The sequence below is a fragment of the Priestia sp. 10L35 genome, from assembly GCF_056395685.1.
In genome coordinates this window covers 614,639-633,514 of the sequence record NZ_JBFTKA010000002.1, presented here as the reverse complement: position 1 = coordinate 633,514, position 18,876 = coordinate 614,639, and the positions used below count along the sequence as shown (strand labels likewise).

Below are 18,876 nucleotides of genomic sequence, written 5' to 3'. Positions count from 1 at the left end.
AACATTTAAAAAGGTATTCCACTTGTTTCTTAAAAAACCTGCTTTTACGTATAAAAAGAAATTGAGACACAACTATGTCCATCGAATCTCAAGACAAACAAATGGGATCAATGTGCTAGTATGGAGTGCTTGTTACACCGCGGTTGATTTCCGTGCAAGACTTGGCTTCCCATTAACTGCTCTACATATATGAAGCAAGCCTACGTTCATCCTACAAATAAAAAAATCCGAACGAGTTGGATTCTCAAGCAAGAATCTCGATTCATCGTTCGGATCTTCCTTCAGCTAAACTCCTTTTGTCCCACCCTTTTTACGAAGAATGTTTTTTTGCGTAGTGGGCAAGGGCAAGAAGAGGAAAAATATCATTGTAGCTGTGGTACTGAATATAAAATTGTCCAGGAAGACCAATTCCCGTGGGGTAATGAGTTTGCTGTTCTGTAAGATTTGGATTCAGTAAAAATTTAATTCCTTTTTCAACGGATCGATCTTTTAACGGACATATTGTCATTAAAGCATCGAGAGCCCAAGCCGTTTGAGAAGGGGTGCTAAACGATAGTGGCACATATTTTTTTAAAGAAGCGCTATAGCATGATTCTCCGAATCCACCGTCTTCTTGTTGAATGCTTTTGAGCCAGTTGATAGCTTTGATGATACGCGGATCAGAAGCAGAAACCCCTACAGCACGGAGTCCTGTAATAGCGGCCCACGTTCCGTAAATATAGCAAACTCCCCACCGGCCGTACCAGCTCCCGTTATCCAATTGATGATCAAACAGCCATTTTACTGCAGCTTTAATCGAAGGGTGGGATTTATTCATACCAGCAAAGTTTCCGAGACACTCAAGCACTCGACCGGTTAAATCGGCAGTAGCCGGATCCGTCGCTGCATCTTTTGCATTTTCAAGCGGCAGATAAGTAAATAAAATAGAGTCGGTATTTTTTTCAAATGCAGGAAAACCCCCGTCTTTGTTTTGCATGGACAGCAGCCAGTTAATGCCTCTTTGCCAAGACTCCAAATAATCTGTGTCGGTTTGCGCTCTTCTAGAAAGAGCTCTGATAGCAGCAGACGTATCGTCTAAGTCAGGGTTATTCGTATTAATATCGGAAAACCCCCAGCCTCCAGGCGCTGTATTTGGGTTATGAAACTGCCAATCTCCAAGCTTTGTATGCTGTCTTTTCTTTAAATAGCGAGTTGTGCCTTTAATCATGGGATCTTGCTGCGGTACACCTGCTTCCTGTAGAGCGTAAGAGAGCAGCGCGGTATCCCAAACGGTTGACGTGGAGTTTTCTACGTGCACGTGGCCGCTGCATGTACTAAGTAGTGAACAAATCCCGTCAATTGCTTTTTGGATCACAAATGAATCTTTTTTATAGCCAAGAGCCAAAAGACCGTAAATCATAAAAAAAGTAGAGGTGGCGTAGCTGTAGAGTGTTCCATCTTTTTCAATTCTTTCTAGCATGTAACGCTCAGCTGCTTGATAACCAAGCTTGTGGATGTAAGAAGGTAAAGAAGCCAGCTGTTTTAAATGGTCGACTAAAAAAATAGAAGCGCGTGATTCTTGAGCAGTTTCCTTCGATTCCTGTTTCTGTTCTCTTACATCTAAATGAGAAAGAGAAGGTGTATGTCTAGAAGTAAGTGAAAATTTTTTGTTTCCTGCTATCATCATCGGAACGAAGTGAATTCTGGCATAAGTGCTTAATTCATAAAAGTTAAGCGGTACATAGGTAGGCACGAGTAAAAGAGAAAGCGGGAGGTAAAATAGCTTTGGCCACTCGTATAAACCGTTAACAGAAAGCATCCATCTTGTGAGAAAATGAGCGCGCGAAATGCCTCCCGAATCTATAATATATCTTTCTGCTTTTCGCAAAATCCGGTCGTTTTTTTGGTAATACCCTGAATATAAAAGAGCTGTATAAGCTTGAATAGTGGCGGATAAGTTATGTTCTTCATCATCAAACAACGTCCAAAGACCATCTTCATTTTGAAGGGAAACGATCCGTTCGGTTAATTGTTTAATCAACACTTCTTTATCTAAATCAAAGGTGCGAAGAAGCATAATTAAAAACGCATCAGGCATAACGCCTGTTTCAAAACAGTAGCGAAATGACCCGTCATTTTTTTGTGTTGGACGCAGATAGGCGATTCTTCGCTGAATCTCTAGCTGAACTTCCTTTAGCAATATGATCACCTCTTATGATAATGCTTTTCAATCTTTCGACCTGTTTCTTTATAACTGTATTCAAAGGAAGAGAGTTCTATGAGAGGAGAAAGTTGCAAAGAATAGAGCGCTTGCTGCACAATAAAGGTACTGGAAAATTGGAGTGATAGAAGTGAAAGAAATACAGGTAGAAGTCATTCAAGGACGAGGCTCTTACCGAGAGCTTGGTGAAATGCAAGGAAAATTACATAAAGGAACAAAGCTGTTTAAAAATCATCAAAAAAGAAGAAAACGTTCATTACGAAGCTATCAAACGATAGCAAAAGAAGCTCGTCATTATTACGACTTATTTGCTCGTGGACTGTGGGATGAGCTAGTGGGCTTAGCAGAAGGCTTAGATTGGCCTCTTGAAGACGTTATTCATGAATACAGCGGGTATCAGCAAGAGTGGAGAAAAACGGGATGTTCGGCTCTTATGCAGCACGGCGTGTATGTACGAAACTACGATTATCATCCTAAAACGTACGAAGGTCGATTTTTGCTTTTTCAGCCAAATGAAGGATATGCAAGCGTCGGATTTGGAACGAGAATGATTGGGCGAATGGATGGAATGAATGAAAAAGGACTGGCAATTGGCTATCATTTTGTTAATCGCCGCCGTCAAACAAACGGATTTATTTGCTGTACGCTCGCTCGGTTTATTTTAGAAACATGTGAAACGACAGAAGAGGCTATTGCTATTTTAGAAAGAGCACCGCATCGTCATGCGTTTAATTATTCCATTTATGACCGCAGCGGGCAGGGAGCAGTAGTCGAAGCATCTGGACGAGGCGTTCATGTACAAAGAGGGACGATGATGGGGTGTACGAACCATTTTAATCAGCTGGTCGAAGAAAATCGTCATCATTTGGTAGAGTCAAAGGAAAGGCTCGATCATATTCGAGATCATATTGAAAAAAAGCTATCGCCTCTTGAAGCTTTTTCTTTATTTAATGAAGATGAATACGGTATTTTTAAAGAAGATTATCGGAATTCTGCTGGAACGCTTCATACAGTAGCATATGTACCGGAGACGCTGCAAGTCATTGTGGGGATTGGACGAAAAGCAAAGCCTCTCATTTTCTCGTTTGAAGATTGGGTGAAAGGAGAACAATTAACTATAACGAAAATAAAAGGAACGGTAAATACAGATGAACCATTTCCGTTTCAGTAAGGAGCAGCATAATGAGAATTGTAACGAATCAAGAGATGTATCAAGTGGATGATTATATGATGATTACAATTGGGATGAGTGAAGAGTCCCTTATGGAAAATGCCGGGCAGGCTGCTGCCAACGCGCTGAGTGAGCGAATCAAAAAACATGAAAACATAGGGCTGCTTATAGGAACGGGAAACAATGGAGGAGATGGCTTTGTTATTGCCCGTGCTTTGAAGTCAAAAGGCTATGAAGTTGACGTCTGGGTAGTTCCTGCACGGGAAAAAATAAAAGGCGCGGCTAAAAAAGCCATGATCATCTATGAAAATGCTGGGTTCACGTGGCAATCGGCTGGAGACAACTTCTCTGTGAAAAAGTATACGGTTCTTATTGATTGTTTATTAGGTATAGGCGTAAAAGGCAGTATCAAATCTCCTTACGATGACATTATAAAAAAAATAAACGATTCTAATGCTTACATATACAGCATCGATGTCCCCAGTGGAGTAATGGAACAGAAGCAAGGGCTTACGGTACGTGCAGATGCTACGATTACGCTTCAGCAGCCGAAAGTCACGGCATTTACATACCCGAGTAAAGAAAGTTACGGTGAATTGATTGTAGTAGATATCGGTATTCCGCCGCTAGCAATTGAAAAAAGTTCATCTCTTAAGGAAGTATGGTCAACTCAGCATATTAAACAATCTTTTCCCATTCGAAACGCTTCGTCTAATAAAGGTACACATGGAAAAGGAATCGTAATAGGAGGTTCGCTTCAAACACCCGGAGCGCCGATGCTAACGTCAAAAGCAGCGCTCACAAGCGGAGCGGGACTTTTAACGCTTGCGCTTCCGAGCGATATTCATGCGATTGCAGCTGCTCACATGCTGGAAGTGATGTATAAACCATGTCCAAGCAAAGATGGATTTTTTGCAGGCGAGATTCCTTTAGAAGCAGGGAAGTATGATGCAATTGCAGTCGGACCAGGGCTTGGGAGAACCAAAGAAACGAAGAAAGTCGTCGAACAAGTGCTTCACCAGCCGGTTTCTGTTGTGGTGGACGCCGATGCTCTTTTTCATCTTCCCCATTTAGAAAAAGAAGTAAAAGAAAGAGAACATGCAACGATTTTAACGCCTCATCCGGGAGAAATGGCAAGGCTCGTGGACACAACAATCGCCGAAGTAGAAGCAAATCGATTTTCAATAGCTAGGCAATACGCAGTAGAACATGGTGTGTACCTTGTATTAAAAGGTCCAAACACGATTGTTACAACACCTGACGGAAAACAATACGTAAATACCACTGGAAACGCGGGACTTGCAAAAGGCGGAACGGGTGACACGTTAACAGGGATCATCCTCGCTTTTATTATGCAGCATGATTCTCTTCAAGAAGCAATCAGCAATGCGGTATATGTTCACGGAAAAGCAGCGGATGTGCTGCTCGATCAGGGGCATACAATGATGGATATGTTAGCAAGCGACGTTATTTCTGCACTGCCGGCAGTCTTAGGGCAGCTGAGTGAGAAGTAATTTCTTCTAGATTATTAAAATTTGTTGACAAATTCCTTCAAAAAGTTGTCAAAACTCTTTGTAAATGATAACGTTATTTTACGTAAGATTTTACATAGAAAGAAAGTGATGTTGTGTACTACTCAATGAGACCAAGAGGTATTCATTTAGCTGTGCCTACACTTTTCTTCCTTATCACAGTCGTCTTATTTGCGATGATGCAGTTTGGTTTTTATTTGGACTCCAGCATTCTTCGTAAAATTTGGGTCATCGTTATGGCTTTATTGCCCATTGCTGGACTAATCACGGCTATTAAAGGTAGAAGAGGAAGCGCAAAGCCGTGGTTAATTATAGGGAATGTGATTCTTATTTTAACCGTTACAATAATGAGCGTACAGGCTATTATTTACTAAACAAAAAACGTGTTCGCCAAATAGGCGGACACGTTTTTATTAGGAAAGAGAAACGATTTGCTTGGTTACATAGGCAGCTTCTCCTGCGATTACCACACCATACGTATTCTCTGTTTTTGTAATTTCTACATGAACGAAGCCATCTTTATCTATTTCCTGTCCTTGCTCAATGACAAATTGCCAGCGTCCGTTATCTTGCCGGTCCACATATCTCGCATAATAGGCGCCCATTACGCCTGATGCTGTTCCAGTTACGGCGTCTTCTACCGTACCTGAAAATGGTGAAGAGAAATGTCTTCCGTGCATATGAGCTTCTGAGTGAATCGTTTCAAAACAAAAGGGATGAATAGACGCTTTTGGCATATCTGTTAAAATATGAGGAAAATCTTCTTGATTAGGCTTCATCTTTTTACAGGCATCTAAATTTTTTAAAGGTACAATAAGCGTCCAGTTCCCTGTACTTCCATATACAATAGGCAGTCTTTGATCAAGGTCATCAATATGAAGATTAAGAGCTTTTGCCAGTTTTTCTTTTGAACCTGAAAACGGATGAAACTGCGGAGAAGCTTGACTCATGGTGATAACAGGTTGTCCGTTTCTATTCTGTACAGTCATCGGCAAAATTCCAGCATTTGTTTCCACTGTAAATGTAGTTTTTGGAAGTTTGTTTTTACTGTGTAAAGCATAAAGAGAAGCGACGGTCGCATGACCGCACAAATCTGCTTCTTGTCCGGGTGTAAAATATCGAATTCGTAAATCAGCGCGGGAAGACTTCATGATAAAAGCCGTTTCGTTAAACTGTACTTGATAAGCAATCATCTGCATTTCTTCAACTGAAAAATCATCTCCATTAAACACAATTCCTGCAGGGTTTCCTTTATTAGGGCGCGTACTGAACGCATCGTATTGATAAACAATCGCTTCTTTCATAGAAATTACCTCCATTTTTATATCATTGTATGAAAGCTTTAACCAGTGTTATTAAATGATCGGCTATTAAAATAGTGAAATACCTGAACGTTAGAATAAAAAAGCAGCAGTTTTTACCTGCTGCTTTTCACTTCGCAAAACTATTTTTGCATCGCGGCATTTATTCCTTCTTTTCTAACTTCTAGCATATGAGTAGCTTTTTTATCAATATCTTTAGCTGTATCGGAAGAAATGACGCCTACGCTGCTTAAGTCATAGGCAAGACTTGTAACAAGCAGTTGCTCTCTTTGTGCTAGTGTGCCGTATGTAAGTGCAGCGGTTTTAGCTTGAATGCCACTCATATTTAATTCATCAGTAGAAGAAGCTGCATCGTTTTTTGCGGCTATTGCTTCTTGATAAAGAGAATCATATCCTCCAAACCCCACTTGGGCAATTAGAAAATTATAAATGTCATCGGCCGATTTTTTAGAAGGCTGGGAAAAAGCTCTTTGAAATTTATTGCGTGGTAAAAAGTTTAGTGCCGCCTGTCTTCCGTCTTCATAAATTTTTTCTTGTATTTCTTTCGTTGCTTTTTCGTCGTTTTTTTTCTGCGCTGCATCTAGCTGTTTGCGATATTTTTGAATAATGACTCCGTCCTGCTGATTGTTTCCCTCTTTGAAAGTAGCCGCGGCTTGTGGAACATCTGACGTTGCTAGAGTCTCAGCAGCGTTCTCTGAAGAAGAAAAGAACGTATTTTTGACAAAAATAAGTGCAAAGATCAGCAAAATAAACCATAAAAACCTGAATTTCTTAAACAAAATGTTCACCTCTGTATAATATTTCTAAATTATGTAAAACAACATGGACCAGTATACAACAATTTTAGTGTTTTTTACACATTTACCCAAAAAAAGAAAATAGTAAGAGGTGGTTTTATTAATCTAATAGATATATAGGTTCATTGTTATGGTTCTAAAGAAACCATTAATCTATTTGTACTGATTCACATAATCGAATATGTTTTTGCTAATAAGGCTTAAAGTGACAAGGATAAAAAGCGTTCGGACGTACGTCACGCCTTTTGATAGAGCGACATTTGACCCGACAAAAGAACCCGCAATCATCGCAAACCCCATAATTAATCCGTAAGAAAATACAACAGAATCGAAATATAAAAACACAAGCAAAGCACCTAAGTTACTGCCGAAATTTAAAAATTTTGCGCTGCCTGCTGACTGCAGGAAATCAAATCCCATAAATAAAAAAGCAAATAAAATAAATGAACCTGTGCCTGCTCCTAAAAATCCATCGTAAAAGCCAATAATAAAAATAAGTGCGGTAAAGAAAATAAGTTTCTTAATAGACAGCGGCTTATACGTAGACGTGGTGCCCCAGTTTTTTTTGAAGATTGTATAAATAGCAACTAAAACAAGGAGAATCAAAATAACAGGTTTCAAAAAAGCGGAGGATAGAAAATGAACGGTGATTGAACCTCCTAAAGAACCAATAAATACAAAAGGAAACCATTTACCTACGACGCGAAAATCGACTTTTCCGGATTTGACAAATCGAATGGTACTCGTTAATACGCCCATCGTTCCGGCTAACTTATTTGTAGCTAAGGCAGCAGCAGGAGGCAGGCCTAAAAATAAAAGGGCAGGCGTTGAAATTAAACCGCCTCCGCCAACTACAGAGTCAATGAATGCGGCTAAAAAACCAAATAGTAAAAGCAAAAGAACAATCTGTAAACTTAATTCTTCCATAAAGCACCTTCCTCATGTCATAATATATAGTGACTACTTAAATAGTAACTATATAAAAAGCAGTTGTAAATATGTAAATGATGAAAATTTCAAATAACTTAAAAAACAGGGAGGTTTCCTTTATGGAAAATATTATTCAGCAGCTGCAGTCGCTTGGATTTAATCAGTATGAATCAAAAGTATACGTGACACTTGTCAAAAAAGGATCTTCCACTGCTTATAGCATTAGTAAACATTCAGGTGTGCCAAGAGCGCGTGTATACGATATTTTACAAACACTAGAGGAAAAAGGCATGGTGTTAAAAGAAGAGAGTAATGATGGCACCCAGTACACATCGCTGCCCGTCGATGCTTTTTTGCATTCGCTGCAAAAAAAATGGCACGAAACGTATGAAGACGTTAGCGAAACGCTTAAACGTCTTGAAGCTGCAGAGTCTATAGAAGAAAGCCGGGTTATGACGATGAAAGGAGAAACAGCCATTCTTGCTTTTTGTGAGTCGCTATTGTTAAAAGCAAAAAATAAAATTGTCATCTCGCTTTGGCCCGATATTTATAATGAGTTGAAGCCTCTTTTATTACAGCTAAGGGAGAGCGTCACACTAAAAGGAATTGTGTTTGAACAAGATGAAGCGATGGAGGAATTTGACCGGCACCGCCATACAAGCTATACCGAAAACATTGGGAATCAAAACTGGTTTATTATATCTGTTGACAGCAGTGAAATGATTTATGGTCATAAAGAAATGGCGTACTATACAAATAACCCAGTCAACATTAATTTACTTGAAAATTATATTTGGCATGATATTCTCGTTAACAGACTTGTAGAAAAAAGTGATAGAGAAATGGACAGGTGGATCGAAAAGGAAAGAGAAAGTTTTTTTGCGTAGAAAAGAGACTTAGACATAACGAAATCACTTTTCCATCGAAAGACGAACAAACGGGATAAATGATCTAGTATGAATGGCTTGTTACATCGCAGTTAATTTCCGTGCAAGGCTTCGCTTTCCGCGTGCGGTCGATGAGCCTCCTCGTCGCTTACGCGCCTGTGGGGTCTCATCTGTTCCGCTTTCCCCGAAGGAGTCTTCGCATTGCCCTCCAATTAACTGCTGGAAGCAGCCACCATGCATGAAAGCTACGTTCATCTTACCAACAGAAAAATCCGAACAAAGTTGATGCTCCATTAAGAGTCTCGAGTCCTCGTTCGGATCTTCCTTCAATTAAAATATTTTTGTTACAGCCTCTTTATATTAAAAAGTTTGGGCAAGTTTTTTTGCTTCTGCTATTCCTTTTTCTTTAATTTCTTGGGCTTTATCTGGCATTGCGTTATGCCCTTCCACAAAAATGCCGTCTAAGGAAGGTACTCCGAAGAAATTCATCATAATCCCAATATAACGATGCCCCATTTCCATATCAGCTGCAGGGCCTTCAGAATAAATGCCTCCGCGCGCTTGAATATGAAGCGCTTTTTTATCCGTTAATAGCCCAACCGGACCCTCTGCCGTGTATTTAAATGACTTACCCGCTACGGCTACAGAGTCTAAATAGGCTTTCATAACCGGTGGAAACGAAAAGTTCCACATAGGCGTTACAAAAATATATTTGTCCGCTGATACAAACTGTTCGCTCAATTCTGCAAGGCGATTGACCTTCTCTTGTTCATGAGAAGAAAGTTCAGAGCCAGACTGAAGTTTGCCCCAGCCGCTAAATACATCCGCATCAATATGAGGGATATTTTCTTTATAAAGGTCAATATGTACAACTTCGTCACTTGAATTGTGCTCTTTGTAAGCATCGATAAATGCTTTTCCAGTTGCCATACTGAATGATTGAGACTCATCGTGAGGATGAGCTGTAATATAAAGTACTTTTGCCACGTCTTATCATCTCTTTCTTGTTTGAAATAATGTACTGTCTTATCGTTATCACTCCCATAAAAAACTATACGCGCTTTGTCAGGCAAGCTAAAAAAGAACGCAAGAAAGGGATGCTTATATAGAAAATAATGGTATAATAAATGTTTGAATATTTACATAACAAGTATTTCTAACAGAAGTAAATAAGAGGTGTCGAGATGAAAGAAAAATGGATAATCGTTACGGGTGCAGGTTCTGGAATTGGCAAAGAAATTGTAAAAGAGTGTGTGTCGAAGGACTATTCAGTTATTGCTTGTGATATTAACGATGGAGCTTTGAAACAGCTAGCTGAAGATACAAAGGGCCATATTGAAACACACGTAGTAGATGTTAAAAAAGGAAACGATGTAAAAAATCTTTTTTACCAAATAAAAGATAAAAATTTGTATGGGTTAGTCAATAATGCGGGCGTATATTTAGGAAAAAATTTATTGGACTATGAAGAAAACGAAATAGATTTTGTGATGGACATTAATATTAAAGGATATGTTTATTTTTCCAAGTACTTTGGCGAATTATTAATGAAAAAAGAAAAGGAAGGAGCGATTATTAATATATCCTCCGTGTCAGGAATGGAAGGAAGCTCCGATGCTATATATGGAATGTCTAAAGCAGCAATACTAGGATTAACCAAGAGCTGTGCGATGAATTTTTCTCCTTATATCCGGGTGAATGCCGTAGCACCTACAATGGTAAATACCGATATGATGAAAAATATTCCAGAATGGCGCAAAAATGAATACATTGCTCATCAGCTGATTCCGAGCTTTGTTACGCCTCAAGACGTGGCAGATACGGTTCTTTTTTTACTGAGCCCTCAAGCAAAACATTATACAGGAGCCACTTTCGATTTAAATAGCGGATGTTATTTGCGCTGAATACTCTTTCAAAAGGAATGGAGACATTAACTACATCAATCCAAAGGCGCACAAATGGGATAAATAATTTAGTATGGCGCTTGTTACAAGGCTGTCGCTTTCCGTGCAAGGCTTCGCTTTCCGCGGGCGGCCGATGAGTCTCCTCGTCGCTTGCGCTCCTGTGGGGTCTCATCTGTTCCGCTTTTCCCGCAGGAGTCTTCGCCTTGCCCTCCAATCAACAGCTAGAAGCACCTACATACATGAAACCTACGTTCACTATCACCATGAAAAATTCAAATGCACTTAATTCTCAATAAAGGATTTTAATTCATAGTTCGGATCTTCCTTCAACTAAAATACGTTTGTCCCATCCTCCTTTTTGTTTTCTTAAGAATTCTTAAGAAATTTACTTAACGTTTCTTTAGATTTTTTTTCTATTCTAGAAAGAAAGAGTAGAAAGAAGGAATAGAAAATGAATTTAGCTTTTATGTATCAATATTTTCACCAGCCGCGAACGGTAGGCGCACTTTTGCCGAGCTCTACGCACTTAGCGAAAAAAATGGTAAAGGGGATTGATTTTGAACATGCAGACTGTATAGTAGAGTACGGGCCAGGAACCGGAGTTTTTACCCGTGAATTAATAAGAAGACGAAGCGCTTGTACAACTTTGCTTCTTATCGAATACAATCGGCATTTTTACGAAAAAGTAAAGGAACAAGTAAGAGATGAAAAAAATGTGTATGTGATACACGGATCCGCCGAAAATGTTCAAAAGTACTTGATACAGTATGATATTCCAAAAGTGGATTACGTACTATCAGGTCTTCCTTTTGCTTCTTTAACGTCTGAAGTGTCGGACTGTATTTTGCAAAACACGCGCAGCGTATTAGCGAAAGAAGGGAAATTTATTACGTTTCAGTATACGAATTTAAAAAAACAGCTGATCCGCTCGTTTTTCCCTCAGATTAAAGTGGAAAAAGAGTGGAGAAATGTTCCTCCTGCATATATTTTTACATGCGAAAAAAATCAGATATAAGGAGTTTGTAAATGAAAGACAGAATTTTAATTATAGATGACGATGAGCAAATTCGTAATTTAATTGCTATTTACTTAGAAAATGAAGGATTTGAAGCGCTGAAAGTTTCTAATGCTGTATCTGGATTAGCGCTTTTAGAGGAACAAGAAGTAGATTTAATTATATTAGATATTATGATGCCGCAGATGAATGGAATCGATGCTGCTTTTAAAATACGTGAAGAAAAAAACATGCCCATTATTATGCTGTCGGCTAAGTCAGAAGATATGGACAAGATTTCTGGGTTAACAGCAGGCGCAGATGATTACTTAACAAAACCATTTAATCCTCTCGAGCTCATCGCACGAGTAAAATCACAAATTAGACGCTATAAAAAATACAATGAACGTGCTGAGCGCGATATTATTCAAATTGGCGATTTGGAAATTAACCGCAGCACCCGGCTTGTCTTTGTGCGCGGCCAAGAGATTCGTTTAACACCAAAAGAGTTTGATATTTTAGAGCTGCTGGTACGCCACAAAGGAACGGTGATGAGTATGGGGAAAATATATGAAGCCGTATGGCAAGAAGATGCGTTTAAATCGGATAATACCGTAATGGTTCATATTACAAAGATTCGCGAAAAAATTGAGGATAATCCGAAAAAGCCAATTTATATTAAAACCATATGGGGCGTAGGATACAGAATATGAGAAGAATAAGTGTAAAGCTTCTTTTTGCTATCATTATAAGTTTTTTGGCTACCAATTTAATTTTTATTTTAATTGCTAGGCTTGTTTTGAGCAGGTATATACAAGAAGAGAAAATGAATGTCCCTGCATATAATGTATTAGCGTTTGGCCTTTTCTTTATCGCCGTTGTGGTCTTTGTTTTTGTTTTTTTAGCACTTATTCGTTCTCATATTCGTTATCTGAAAGAAATCTCTAAACAAGTTCAAAAAATTTCAAATGGAGATTTAGGCGCAACCATCCATGTACGAGGAAAAGATGAACTGGCTGAATTAAGTCAAAACATTAACAAAATGTCTGCGCAGCTTCGTACAAAATTTGATCGTGAACGAGAGCTGGAGCAAGCAAAAAATCAGCTAATATCCAGTGTATCTCACGATTTGCGTACGCCGTTAACATCCATCGTTGGGTACCTAGATTTAATCAAAAAAAGAGAAAGTATGGATGATGAAACATTATATAGCTACTTATATATTGTTGATTCAAAAGCAAAATACTTAACTGATTTAATAGAAGAATTGTTCGACTATACAAAATTAACGAGTCCTGATCTTCAGCTTCAACGAAATGAGGTCGATATGAAACGTTTGCTTCAACAGGTAATAGGAGAGTACGAGCCAATTTTAACAAGAGAAGGCATTGATGTTCATACTACCTTTGCTTGTGAATGGAATGCATTTATTGATGTGGAAAAAATGGTAAGAGTATTTCAAAACTTGCTCGAAAATGTTAAGAAATACAGCAAAAAGCCTTCCGTATTAGAGGTGAATCAGGAGATTGACGAGGGTTACATAGTTATTTCTTTTAGGAACAGCATTAACATCAGTGAAAAAATTGAGGTAGAAAAGTTGTTTGATCGATTTTATCGAGGTGATGAATCAAGAACGGACGCGAATGGTTCAGGTTTAGGACTGGCTATTGCAAAACAAATTATTCACCTGCATCAAGGAGAGATACGAGCGGAACGTCAGCATAATAAGCTCACTTTTTTTATAAAGCTGCCGTTAACACAAGAAAGCCTTAAGAATCACTTGTAAAGATTCTTAAGGCTTTTTGCGACTATTTTGATGCCGTATTCAAATTCTGCAAGCTTCGCATAAGAAAAGGATATTCTGATATGCTGTGAAGTCTCATGGTCATACAATGCGCCTGGATTTAAAAGAACTCCTTCGTCGAGACAGTGCTTAAATAACTTCCGCATCGAAACAGGCTTGTGCAGCGTAAGCCAAAAATAAAAACCACCGCTCGGAGCATTCCACACAGCGAGATTCTTCAAATACTTCTCTAGAATAGCCAGTGTTTGCTGAGATTTTTCTTTTAATTTATAGCGTACGCTGGCCACATGCTTGTCGTAGAGTCCGGTTTTGAGAGCTTCAGCAGCAGCCCATTGAGATAAGGAACTGGCTCCGTAGTCAACTTGCATTTTAAGGTCAGCTAATCGCTCAATTACATGTTCAGGCCCTATAATCCATCCAATTCGAAATCCTGGACTGAATGTTTTAGAGAACGTTCCTAAATAAAGAACCATTCCATTTTTATCTTGAGCTTTTAACGAAAGTGGAGGCGGTGAATGGAACCAAAGCTCTCCGTAAGCATCATCTTCAATAATAGGCAAATGCATTCTTTCACACTGGCGAAGCAGCTCTTGGCGCCTTTTTTCACTCATCGTTACATTGGTGGGGTTATGAAAGTTCGGTATTGTATATAAAGCTGTGCCTTTTTCTTTTTCGTGGTGGTCTTTTAATGAAGCTAAATGCATTCCTTCTTCGTCTAACGAAACGCCCGTTATTTTCATTTGTGCGGACTGAAATAACGGCAGAGAATAAAGATAAGAAGGCTTTTCAGCTAATATATTGGCACCTGGAGGCAGCAGGCCGATTGAAATTAACTGAAGGGCTTGAAGTGAACCGGATACAATTAAAATAGATGAAGAAGAAGTTTCAATGCCTCGTTTTTTTACATGCTTGACTAACTCTTGTCGGAGTTCATCATTTCCTCTTGGGTGCTCGTAGCCCAAGTGTACGCCTCTATGATTAATTCCGCTAAATAGTTCCGAAAGCTGATGGGAAGGAAGCAGGTCAGGTGCTAACTCTCCAGTTCCTAAACGAATAATGTCCGGTTGAAATTCAGCTTCGTTAATATGGCGGATAGTCGGAGAATTTGGTCGGTATATTCCTGCTTCTACATACGAATTCCAGTTCATGTGAGAACCTGATGCTAGTAAGCTCCACGTATTGTTAATGACCTTGGTGCCACCGCCTTTGTTTCCGCTGAGCAGTCCTTCAGCAATTAAGTTTTCGGTTGCTGTCACCACGGTGCTTCTATTTACAGAAAAGCTAGCAGCTAAATGGCGCTGCGGAGGAATTTTAGTTCCAATAGGCCACTCTCCATTTATGATTTTCTCTTTCATATACTCTTGAATTTGTTTGTGCATTGGCTTTTTATCAGTCGGATCTGGAGTCCAGTTCATGTGAGACCACCTTTTTATAATTTGGTTGGTATTATAAATCAAAACTTGGATGGAGACAACAGGGGATGTCAATTGTAGTATAAAAGAGAAAGGAGAGAACAACATGTTTACAGTGGTTATACATGCTTTATTGTTAGCATTCGGTTTGATTTTACCTTTAGGGGTACAAAATGTGTTTGTTTTTAATCAAGGAGCCAATCAACGAACGTTCAAACAGGCGCTTCCCGTAGTTTTCACGGCTTCTGTTTGTGATACGATTTTAATTCTAGTAGCAGTGCTGGGAGTTTCAGCAGCAGCCGCTGCTTTTTCATTTTTTCAAACGCTTATTTTTGGAATAGGTCTTCTTTTTTTAGCGTATATGGGCTTTGTGACGTGGAAGAGCGAACCGTCAAAAACGTCAGTAAAGGAAGGAATGACGGTGAAAGCACAAATTTTATTTGCTGCTTCTGTATCTCTGCTAAATCCTCACGCGCTGATGGATATTATGGGCGTGATTGGAACAAATTCTCTACTGTACAGCGGAAAGGAAAAATGGGTTTTTACGCTGGTGACAATATCCGTTTCATGGATATGGTTTTTGTCCTTAGCTTTTGCAGGAAAAGCAGTAGGAAAAATGGATTCAAATGGGAAAATAATGATTTGGGTGAATAAGGCTTCTGCATGTATGATTTGGGGAGTAGCTCTTTACATGGCAAAAAGTATGTTTTTTCAGTAAAATAGATGCTAAAAGGAAAGTTATGTAATAGAAAGAAGTACTTTTTTCTAGAAAGCGAGGGGTAAAGATGATTCAAGGAATTAATCATATGTGCTTTTCTGTGTCAAATTTAGAACAATCCATCATGTTTTATCAGAAAGTGCTAGGAGCGGAACTTTTAGTGAAAGGAAAATCCACCGCTTACTTTAGTCTGAATGGACTGTGGCTGGCGTTAAACGAAGAAAAAAATATTCCTAGATCAGACATTCAGTATTCGTATACTCATTTAGCGTTTTCTATTTCTATTGAAAATTTTGACGAAGCAAGAGAACTATTAAAACAGCATAATGTAACCATCTTATTTGGAAGAAACCGTGACGAGAGAGACAAAAAATCTATTTATTTTACGGATCCTGACGGTCATAAATTTGAATTTCACACCGGTACGCTCCAAGACCGTTTAGCGTATTATCAAGAAGAAAAGCCTCATATGACATTTTATTCGCCAGAAGAGTAGTATTAAAATAGTTATATAAGGTTACAGTTTTATTACATTCGCATTCCTCGCTTAGTTATCATTAAATAAACGATGCTGTTGTGATATAATGGAAAAAAAGTGAGGAGGAGGAAGAATGTATACCGCAAAACAGGTGAAGTTTGGTTCGCATATTGTGATAGGCGTACTTTTCGGCATCCTAGCTGCGATGTTAATCGGCACTTTTTATCAAAATGTACCAGGTGTATTACCATACGGGATGATTAGCGGACTTGCAGTAGGACTCATAGCAGATACATATTATACAATTAAAACAAAAATAAAGGTTATCTAATATAGTGTAGTACTATCTTCAGGAGAAATAAAAGATTCCTCTTGAAAATAGTACTATTTTTATGAAGAAAATGGTTAATTTCCACTTTAGAAAAACAAGTCAGTGAGCTACAAAAATTGTAAATTTATTATTTTGAATCACAAATAAGGGGTTGAAATATCACATTAACTCTAAGTATAGAATTATATGTTAAAGTAAATAACCGTTTTCTAAACAGTGAAACGGTTTTTACTTTTTTTCTAATTAGTTTCATTGCGCGTCAGATAAAAGGTCTAATAATTAAGTAATTGTTAGCAAAACTGCGGATAAGAGGTTTTTAAAGCTGCTACTAATAGATAAAATACTGTTGCTTTTAATGGCTCATCTATAGAAAATTTGATAATTTTACTAAAATCGTTCTCTTGGAGTACATAATATATGCTATCATTGTTGGGTGAAAAAACTACATACCAAAAAAAGGAGAAACAAATGAAAAAATTAAGAAGAATCGGCCTAGGACTTGTAGCATCTTTGCTATCTATTAGTTTAGTAGCTTGTGGGTCAACAAAAGAAGAACAAAAACAAGAATCTGCTAAGCAAGAGCAGAAACAAATGGGGAAAGAGCAGAAGAAACTCGAACAAAAACTCTCTAAATTAGAGAGTGAGTATGAAGAATATACAAAAGAAAAAGGATATATGGAATCTGATGATTATCTTGTTTTTGAAGCAGACTTTAACATACTTGCAAAGTCAATTGAAAGCAAGAATATTCTTCAAGGCGATGATGGTGAACTAGACAAACACTTAAAAGACTTAAAAACTGAGATAGACAATTTAAGTAATAATCAAGCAATAAAAGCTCAAAAGCGTTACGGTTCGGCAGTAGATGTGTACGAGGCTGCAATAGGTACTCATATGCATATTGTATTAACGAAAGCCGATATTACTCAGCACTTTAATGCAGTGAACACGATTGAGTTAGACAAAGATTTTAATGCAGATAGCTACGATTATGAAAAAATTGATGCAGACGCAACTGAGGCTATTAAGTCTATACAAGGAATGCCTATGAAAAGAATAAAGCTTGTTAAGGAAGCGTTGGAGAAATATAAAGATAGCTTTAGTACTGAAGAATATAATCAATTGAATTCCGCAGTCACTAGCGTAACTTCGTCATTAAATAAGCAAGTTGAAATGCTAGAAGTTCTACAAAAAGAAAGCGGTAAGGATAAATCAACTTTAGAAGAAAACACAAAAGCTGCTGAAACACAATTTTTAGATGCTAAAGAAAAAGTGTCTACATTTGAATCTAAATATGATATCCAAATGTAAGATATATGCTTTAAATACAATTATTCATTAAAATAAAAAGCCGTTTCTCACCCAAAGAAACGGCTTTTTATTTTATTTCTCTCTGTTAATCTTTGGTGTACGCAAGAAGAAAGAGAGTAAAAGTGCAACCAGACCTAATAATGTAGCAAATAAGAATGCATCGTTAATGCCATCTATAGTCGAAGTTTTTATTGCCTTAGCGTATAGCGACATAATACCGCTAGTACCTAACTGACTAAGTTGGCTACTAAAGAAATCATTGTTAGTTGTTAGTGTATTAATGTAGTTTGAAAGATGTTCAGTAGTTTGCTGTGTCATAATTGTAACGAGTATAGCCGTACCAATTGAACCTGCAACTTGACGAATTGTATTACTTAAAGCTGTACCGTGAGAAATTAAATGTTGAGGTAATTGGTTCATACCTGCAGTCATAATCGGCACCATAATTAATGCATCTGGCAATAATAGTAGATCTGATTGAAGCGGCGTAAAGCCTCAAATGCTTTGTAGATAGATTGGCAGCAGTTTTGAAATTATTTAGGATGAAACATAAAAAATTATAATCAGATTTGTTGAAAATCAACTCAAAAATTATTAATGTAATTTTCTGAAACTTTTCTTCGTGCTAAAACGTATAGTAAGTATAGGGAATGTTAATTTAAATTCCTTTTTGCGGAAAAACATTTAATATACAGTCGGAGAATATATGCTGTATTACGCGACGCTAGGTGAACTAAAGAAGAAAAAGGGACCTGAAGCGATTTAACTTATGAAATTAATCCTTTTACTGGGTCAGTAAAAGGAGGGGAGTAAACTAATTAAATTCCTAAGAAGTAATCAAATGTAATATTAAAATTAAAAAAGGGGGTAGTAAAATGACAATGTGGATGTGGGCAGGCGGATGTATAGTGTTTTTGTTAGCAATGGGTTACATTGCAGATCGTGTAGCCGTAAGGAGAAGCATTGAATTTAGTCCGGAGGATGGAATTAAAAATGCTACAGATGCAGAACAAATATATGTGGAGAGCTATTTAAATGAAACAAAAAATACGAATAATAATATACCGCTTTAATAAAAATTATAA

The 18,876-nt window shown here is 38.0% G+C and carries 21 protein-coding genes and 1 pseudogene; 13 read left to right on the top strand and 9 right to left on the bottom strand.

The features are described 5' to 3' along the window. Nucleotides 1-310 precede the first annotated feature (310 nt). Entirely contained in the window at nt 311-2,188 is a 1,878-nt protein-coding gene (locus AC1DEF_RS09195) for a terpene cyclase/mutase family protein (protein ID WP_097823536.1), read from the bottom strand. 142 nt (nt 2,189-2,330) lie between these two features. Here AC1DEF_RS09195 and AC1DEF_RS09190 point away from each other — a divergent pair, with 142 nt between their 5' ends. The 3 genes from AC1DEF_RS09190 to AC1DEF_RS09180 all read left to right on the top strand — a co-directional run bounded on the left by AC1DEF_RS09190 (nt 2,331) and on the right by AC1DEF_RS09180 (nt 5,277). Next, nucleotides 2,331-3,371: a C45 family autoproteolytic acyltransferase/hydolase gene (locus AC1DEF_RS09190; RefSeq protein ID WP_097823535.1), complete on the top strand. Its 1,041-nt coding sequence runs from the start codon at nt 2,331-2,333 to the stop codon at nt 3,369-3,371. 11 nt (nt 3,372-3,382) lie between these two features. Next, complete coding sequence (locus AC1DEF_RS09185) at nt 3,383-4,885, top strand: NAD(P)H-hydrate dehydratase (protein WP_097823534.1); 1,503 nt, start codon at nt 3,383-3,385, stop codon at nt 4,883-4,885. 125 nt (nt 4,886-5,010) lie between these two features. Further along, a complete protein-coding gene (locus AC1DEF_RS09180) occupies nt 5,011-5,277 on the top strand; it encodes a hypothetical protein (RefSeq protein WP_013083004.1) in 267 nt (88 codons plus the stop codon). Nucleotides 5,278-5,316: 39 nt separating this feature from the next. Here the strand turns inward: AC1DEF_RS09180 and AC1DEF_RS09175 are convergent, their stop codons facing one another. The 3 genes from AC1DEF_RS09175 to AC1DEF_RS09165 form a co-directional block, all read right to left on the bottom strand. Continuing rightward, nucleotides 5,317-6,207: a PhzF family phenazine biosynthesis isomerase gene (locus tag AC1DEF_RS09175; RefSeq protein WP_097823533.1), complete on the bottom strand. Its 891-nt coding sequence runs from the start codon at nt 6,205-6,207 to the stop codon at nt 5,317-5,319. Nucleotides 6,208-6,347: 140 nt separating this feature from the next. After that, a complete protein-coding gene (locus AC1DEF_RS09170) occupies nt 6,348-7,013 on the bottom strand; it encodes a hypothetical protein (RefSeq protein ID WP_255255713.1) in 666 nt (221 codons plus the stop codon). A gap of 162 nt (nt 7,014-7,175) precedes the next feature. Next, nucleotides 7,176-7,949, bottom strand: a complete 774-nt coding sequence (locus AC1DEF_RS09165; protein WP_025752213.1) for a sulfite exporter TauE/SafE family protein — start codon at nt 7,947-7,949, stop codon at nt 7,176-7,178. Between the two features lie 122 nt (nt 7,950-8,071). On the opposite strand from AC1DEF_RS09165, the gene AC1DEF_RS09160 reads away from it, so the two are divergent. Then, nucleotides 8,072-8,839: a TrmB family transcriptional regulator gene (locus AC1DEF_RS09160; protein ID WP_097823531.1), complete on the top strand. Its 768-nt coding sequence runs from the start codon at nt 8,072-8,074 to the stop codon at nt 8,837-8,839. Between the two features lie 81 nt (nt 8,840-8,920). On the opposite strand, the gene AC1DEF_RS09155 is transcribed toward AC1DEF_RS09160, so the two are convergent. Together AC1DEF_RS09155 and AC1DEF_RS09150 are read right to left on the bottom strand one after the other, a co-directional pair. Beyond that, nucleotides 8,921-9,133, bottom strand: a complete 213-nt coding sequence (locus AC1DEF_RS09155) for a hypothetical protein (protein WP_097823530.1) — start codon at nt 9,131-9,133, stop codon at nt 8,921-8,923. Between the two features lie 66 nt (nt 9,134-9,199). Next, nucleotides 9,200-9,826, bottom strand: coding sequence for an FMN-dependent NADH-azoreductase (locus AC1DEF_RS09150; RefSeq protein WP_043982218.1), 627 nt, complete (start codon nt 9,824-9,826; stop codon nt 9,200-9,202). A 197-nt stretch (nt 9,827-10,023) separates the two neighbouring features. Between AC1DEF_RS09150 and AC1DEF_RS09145 the strand changes: the two genes are divergently transcribed. Next, entirely contained in the window at nt 10,024-10,743 is a 720-nt protein-coding gene (locus AC1DEF_RS09145; protein WP_097823529.1) for an SDR family NAD(P)-dependent oxidoreductase, read from the top strand. Nucleotides 10,744-10,826: 83 nt separating this feature from the next. On the opposite strand, the gene AC1DEF_RS09140 is transcribed toward AC1DEF_RS09145, so the two are convergent. Beyond that, nucleotides 10,827-10,961, bottom strand: a complete 135-nt coding sequence (locus tag AC1DEF_RS09140; RefSeq protein ID WP_255255712.1) for a hypothetical protein — start codon at nt 10,959-10,961, stop codon at nt 10,827-10,829. A gap of 233 nt (nt 10,962-11,194) precedes the next feature. On the opposite strand from AC1DEF_RS09140, the gene AC1DEF_RS09135 reads away from it, so the two are divergent. The 3 genes from AC1DEF_RS09135 to AC1DEF_RS09125 are packed head-to-tail and all read left to right on the top strand — an operon-like array spanning nt 11,195 to nt 13,523. Next, complete coding sequence (locus tag AC1DEF_RS09135) at nt 11,195-11,758, top strand: class I SAM-dependent methyltransferase (protein ID WP_097823528.1); 564 nt, start codon at nt 11,195-11,197, stop codon at nt 11,756-11,758. An 11-nt stretch (nt 11,759-11,769) separates the two neighbouring features. Next, nucleotides 11,770-12,450 carry a response regulator transcription factor gene (locus AC1DEF_RS09130; RefSeq protein WP_028408662.1) on the top strand — a complete coding sequence of 227 codons (681 nt, stop codon included), beginning with the start codon at nt 11,770-11,772 and terminating at the stop codon, nt 12,448-12,450. Next, nucleotides 12,447-13,523: a HAMP domain-containing sensor histidine kinase gene (locus tag AC1DEF_RS09125; protein WP_097823527.1), complete on the top strand. Its 1,077-nt coding sequence runs from the start codon at nt 12,447-12,449 to the stop codon at nt 13,521-13,523. The genes AC1DEF_RS09130 and AC1DEF_RS09125 overlap by 4 nt, the downstream gene beginning before the upstream one ends. On the opposite strand, the gene AC1DEF_RS09120 is transcribed toward AC1DEF_RS09125, so the two are convergent. Then, complete coding sequence (locus AC1DEF_RS09120; protein ID WP_097823526.1) at nt 13,514-14,956, bottom strand: aminotransferase-like domain-containing protein; 1,443 nt, start codon at nt 14,954-14,956, stop codon at nt 13,514-13,516. The genes AC1DEF_RS09125 and AC1DEF_RS09120 overlap by 10 nt on opposite strands. A gap of 103 nt (nt 14,957-15,059) precedes the next feature. On the opposite strand from AC1DEF_RS09120, the gene AC1DEF_RS09115 reads away from it, so the two are divergent. The 4 genes from AC1DEF_RS09115 to AC1DEF_RS09100 all read left to right on the top strand — a co-directional run bounded on the left by AC1DEF_RS09115 (nt 15,060) and on the right by AC1DEF_RS09100 (nt 17,791). Next, nucleotides 15,060-15,671 carry a LysE/ArgO family amino acid transporter gene (locus AC1DEF_RS09115; protein WP_097823525.1) on the top strand — a complete coding sequence of 204 codons (612 nt, stop codon included), beginning with the start codon at nt 15,060-15,062 and terminating at the stop codon, nt 15,669-15,671. Between the two features lie 67 nt (nt 15,672-15,738). After that, nucleotides 15,739-16,167, top strand: a complete 429-nt coding sequence (gene fosB, locus AC1DEF_RS09110) for a metallothiol transferase FosB (protein WP_097823524.1) — start codon at nt 15,739-15,741, stop codon at nt 16,165-16,167. Between the two features lie 115 nt (nt 16,168-16,282). Continuing rightward, on the top strand, nt 16,283-16,480 hold the full coding sequence (locus tag AC1DEF_RS09105) for a hypothetical protein (RefSeq protein WP_016763981.1): 198 nt from the start codon (nt 16,283-16,285) through the stop codon (nt 16,478-16,480). 468 nt (nt 16,481-16,948) lie between these two features. Then, nucleotides 16,949-17,791: a hypothetical protein gene (locus tag AC1DEF_RS09100; protein WP_097823523.1), complete on the top strand. Its 843-nt coding sequence runs from the start codon at nt 16,949-16,951 to the stop codon at nt 17,789-17,791. A 72-nt stretch (nt 17,792-17,863) separates the two neighbouring features. Here AC1DEF_RS09100 and AC1DEF_RS09095 read toward each other — a convergent pair. Beyond that, nucleotides 17,864-18,316 (bottom strand): annotated as a pseudogene (locus AC1DEF_RS09095) (hypothetical protein); the annotation flags it as partial. A gap of 350 nt (nt 18,317-18,666) precedes the next feature. Between AC1DEF_RS09095 and AC1DEF_RS09090 the strand changes: the two are divergent. Beyond that, nucleotides 18,667-18,864: a hypothetical protein gene (locus AC1DEF_RS09090; RefSeq protein ID WP_097823521.1), complete on the top strand. Its 198-nt coding sequence runs from the start codon at nt 18,667-18,669 to the stop codon at nt 18,862-18,864. The last annotated feature ends 12 nt before the right edge of the window (nt 18,865-18,876 follow it).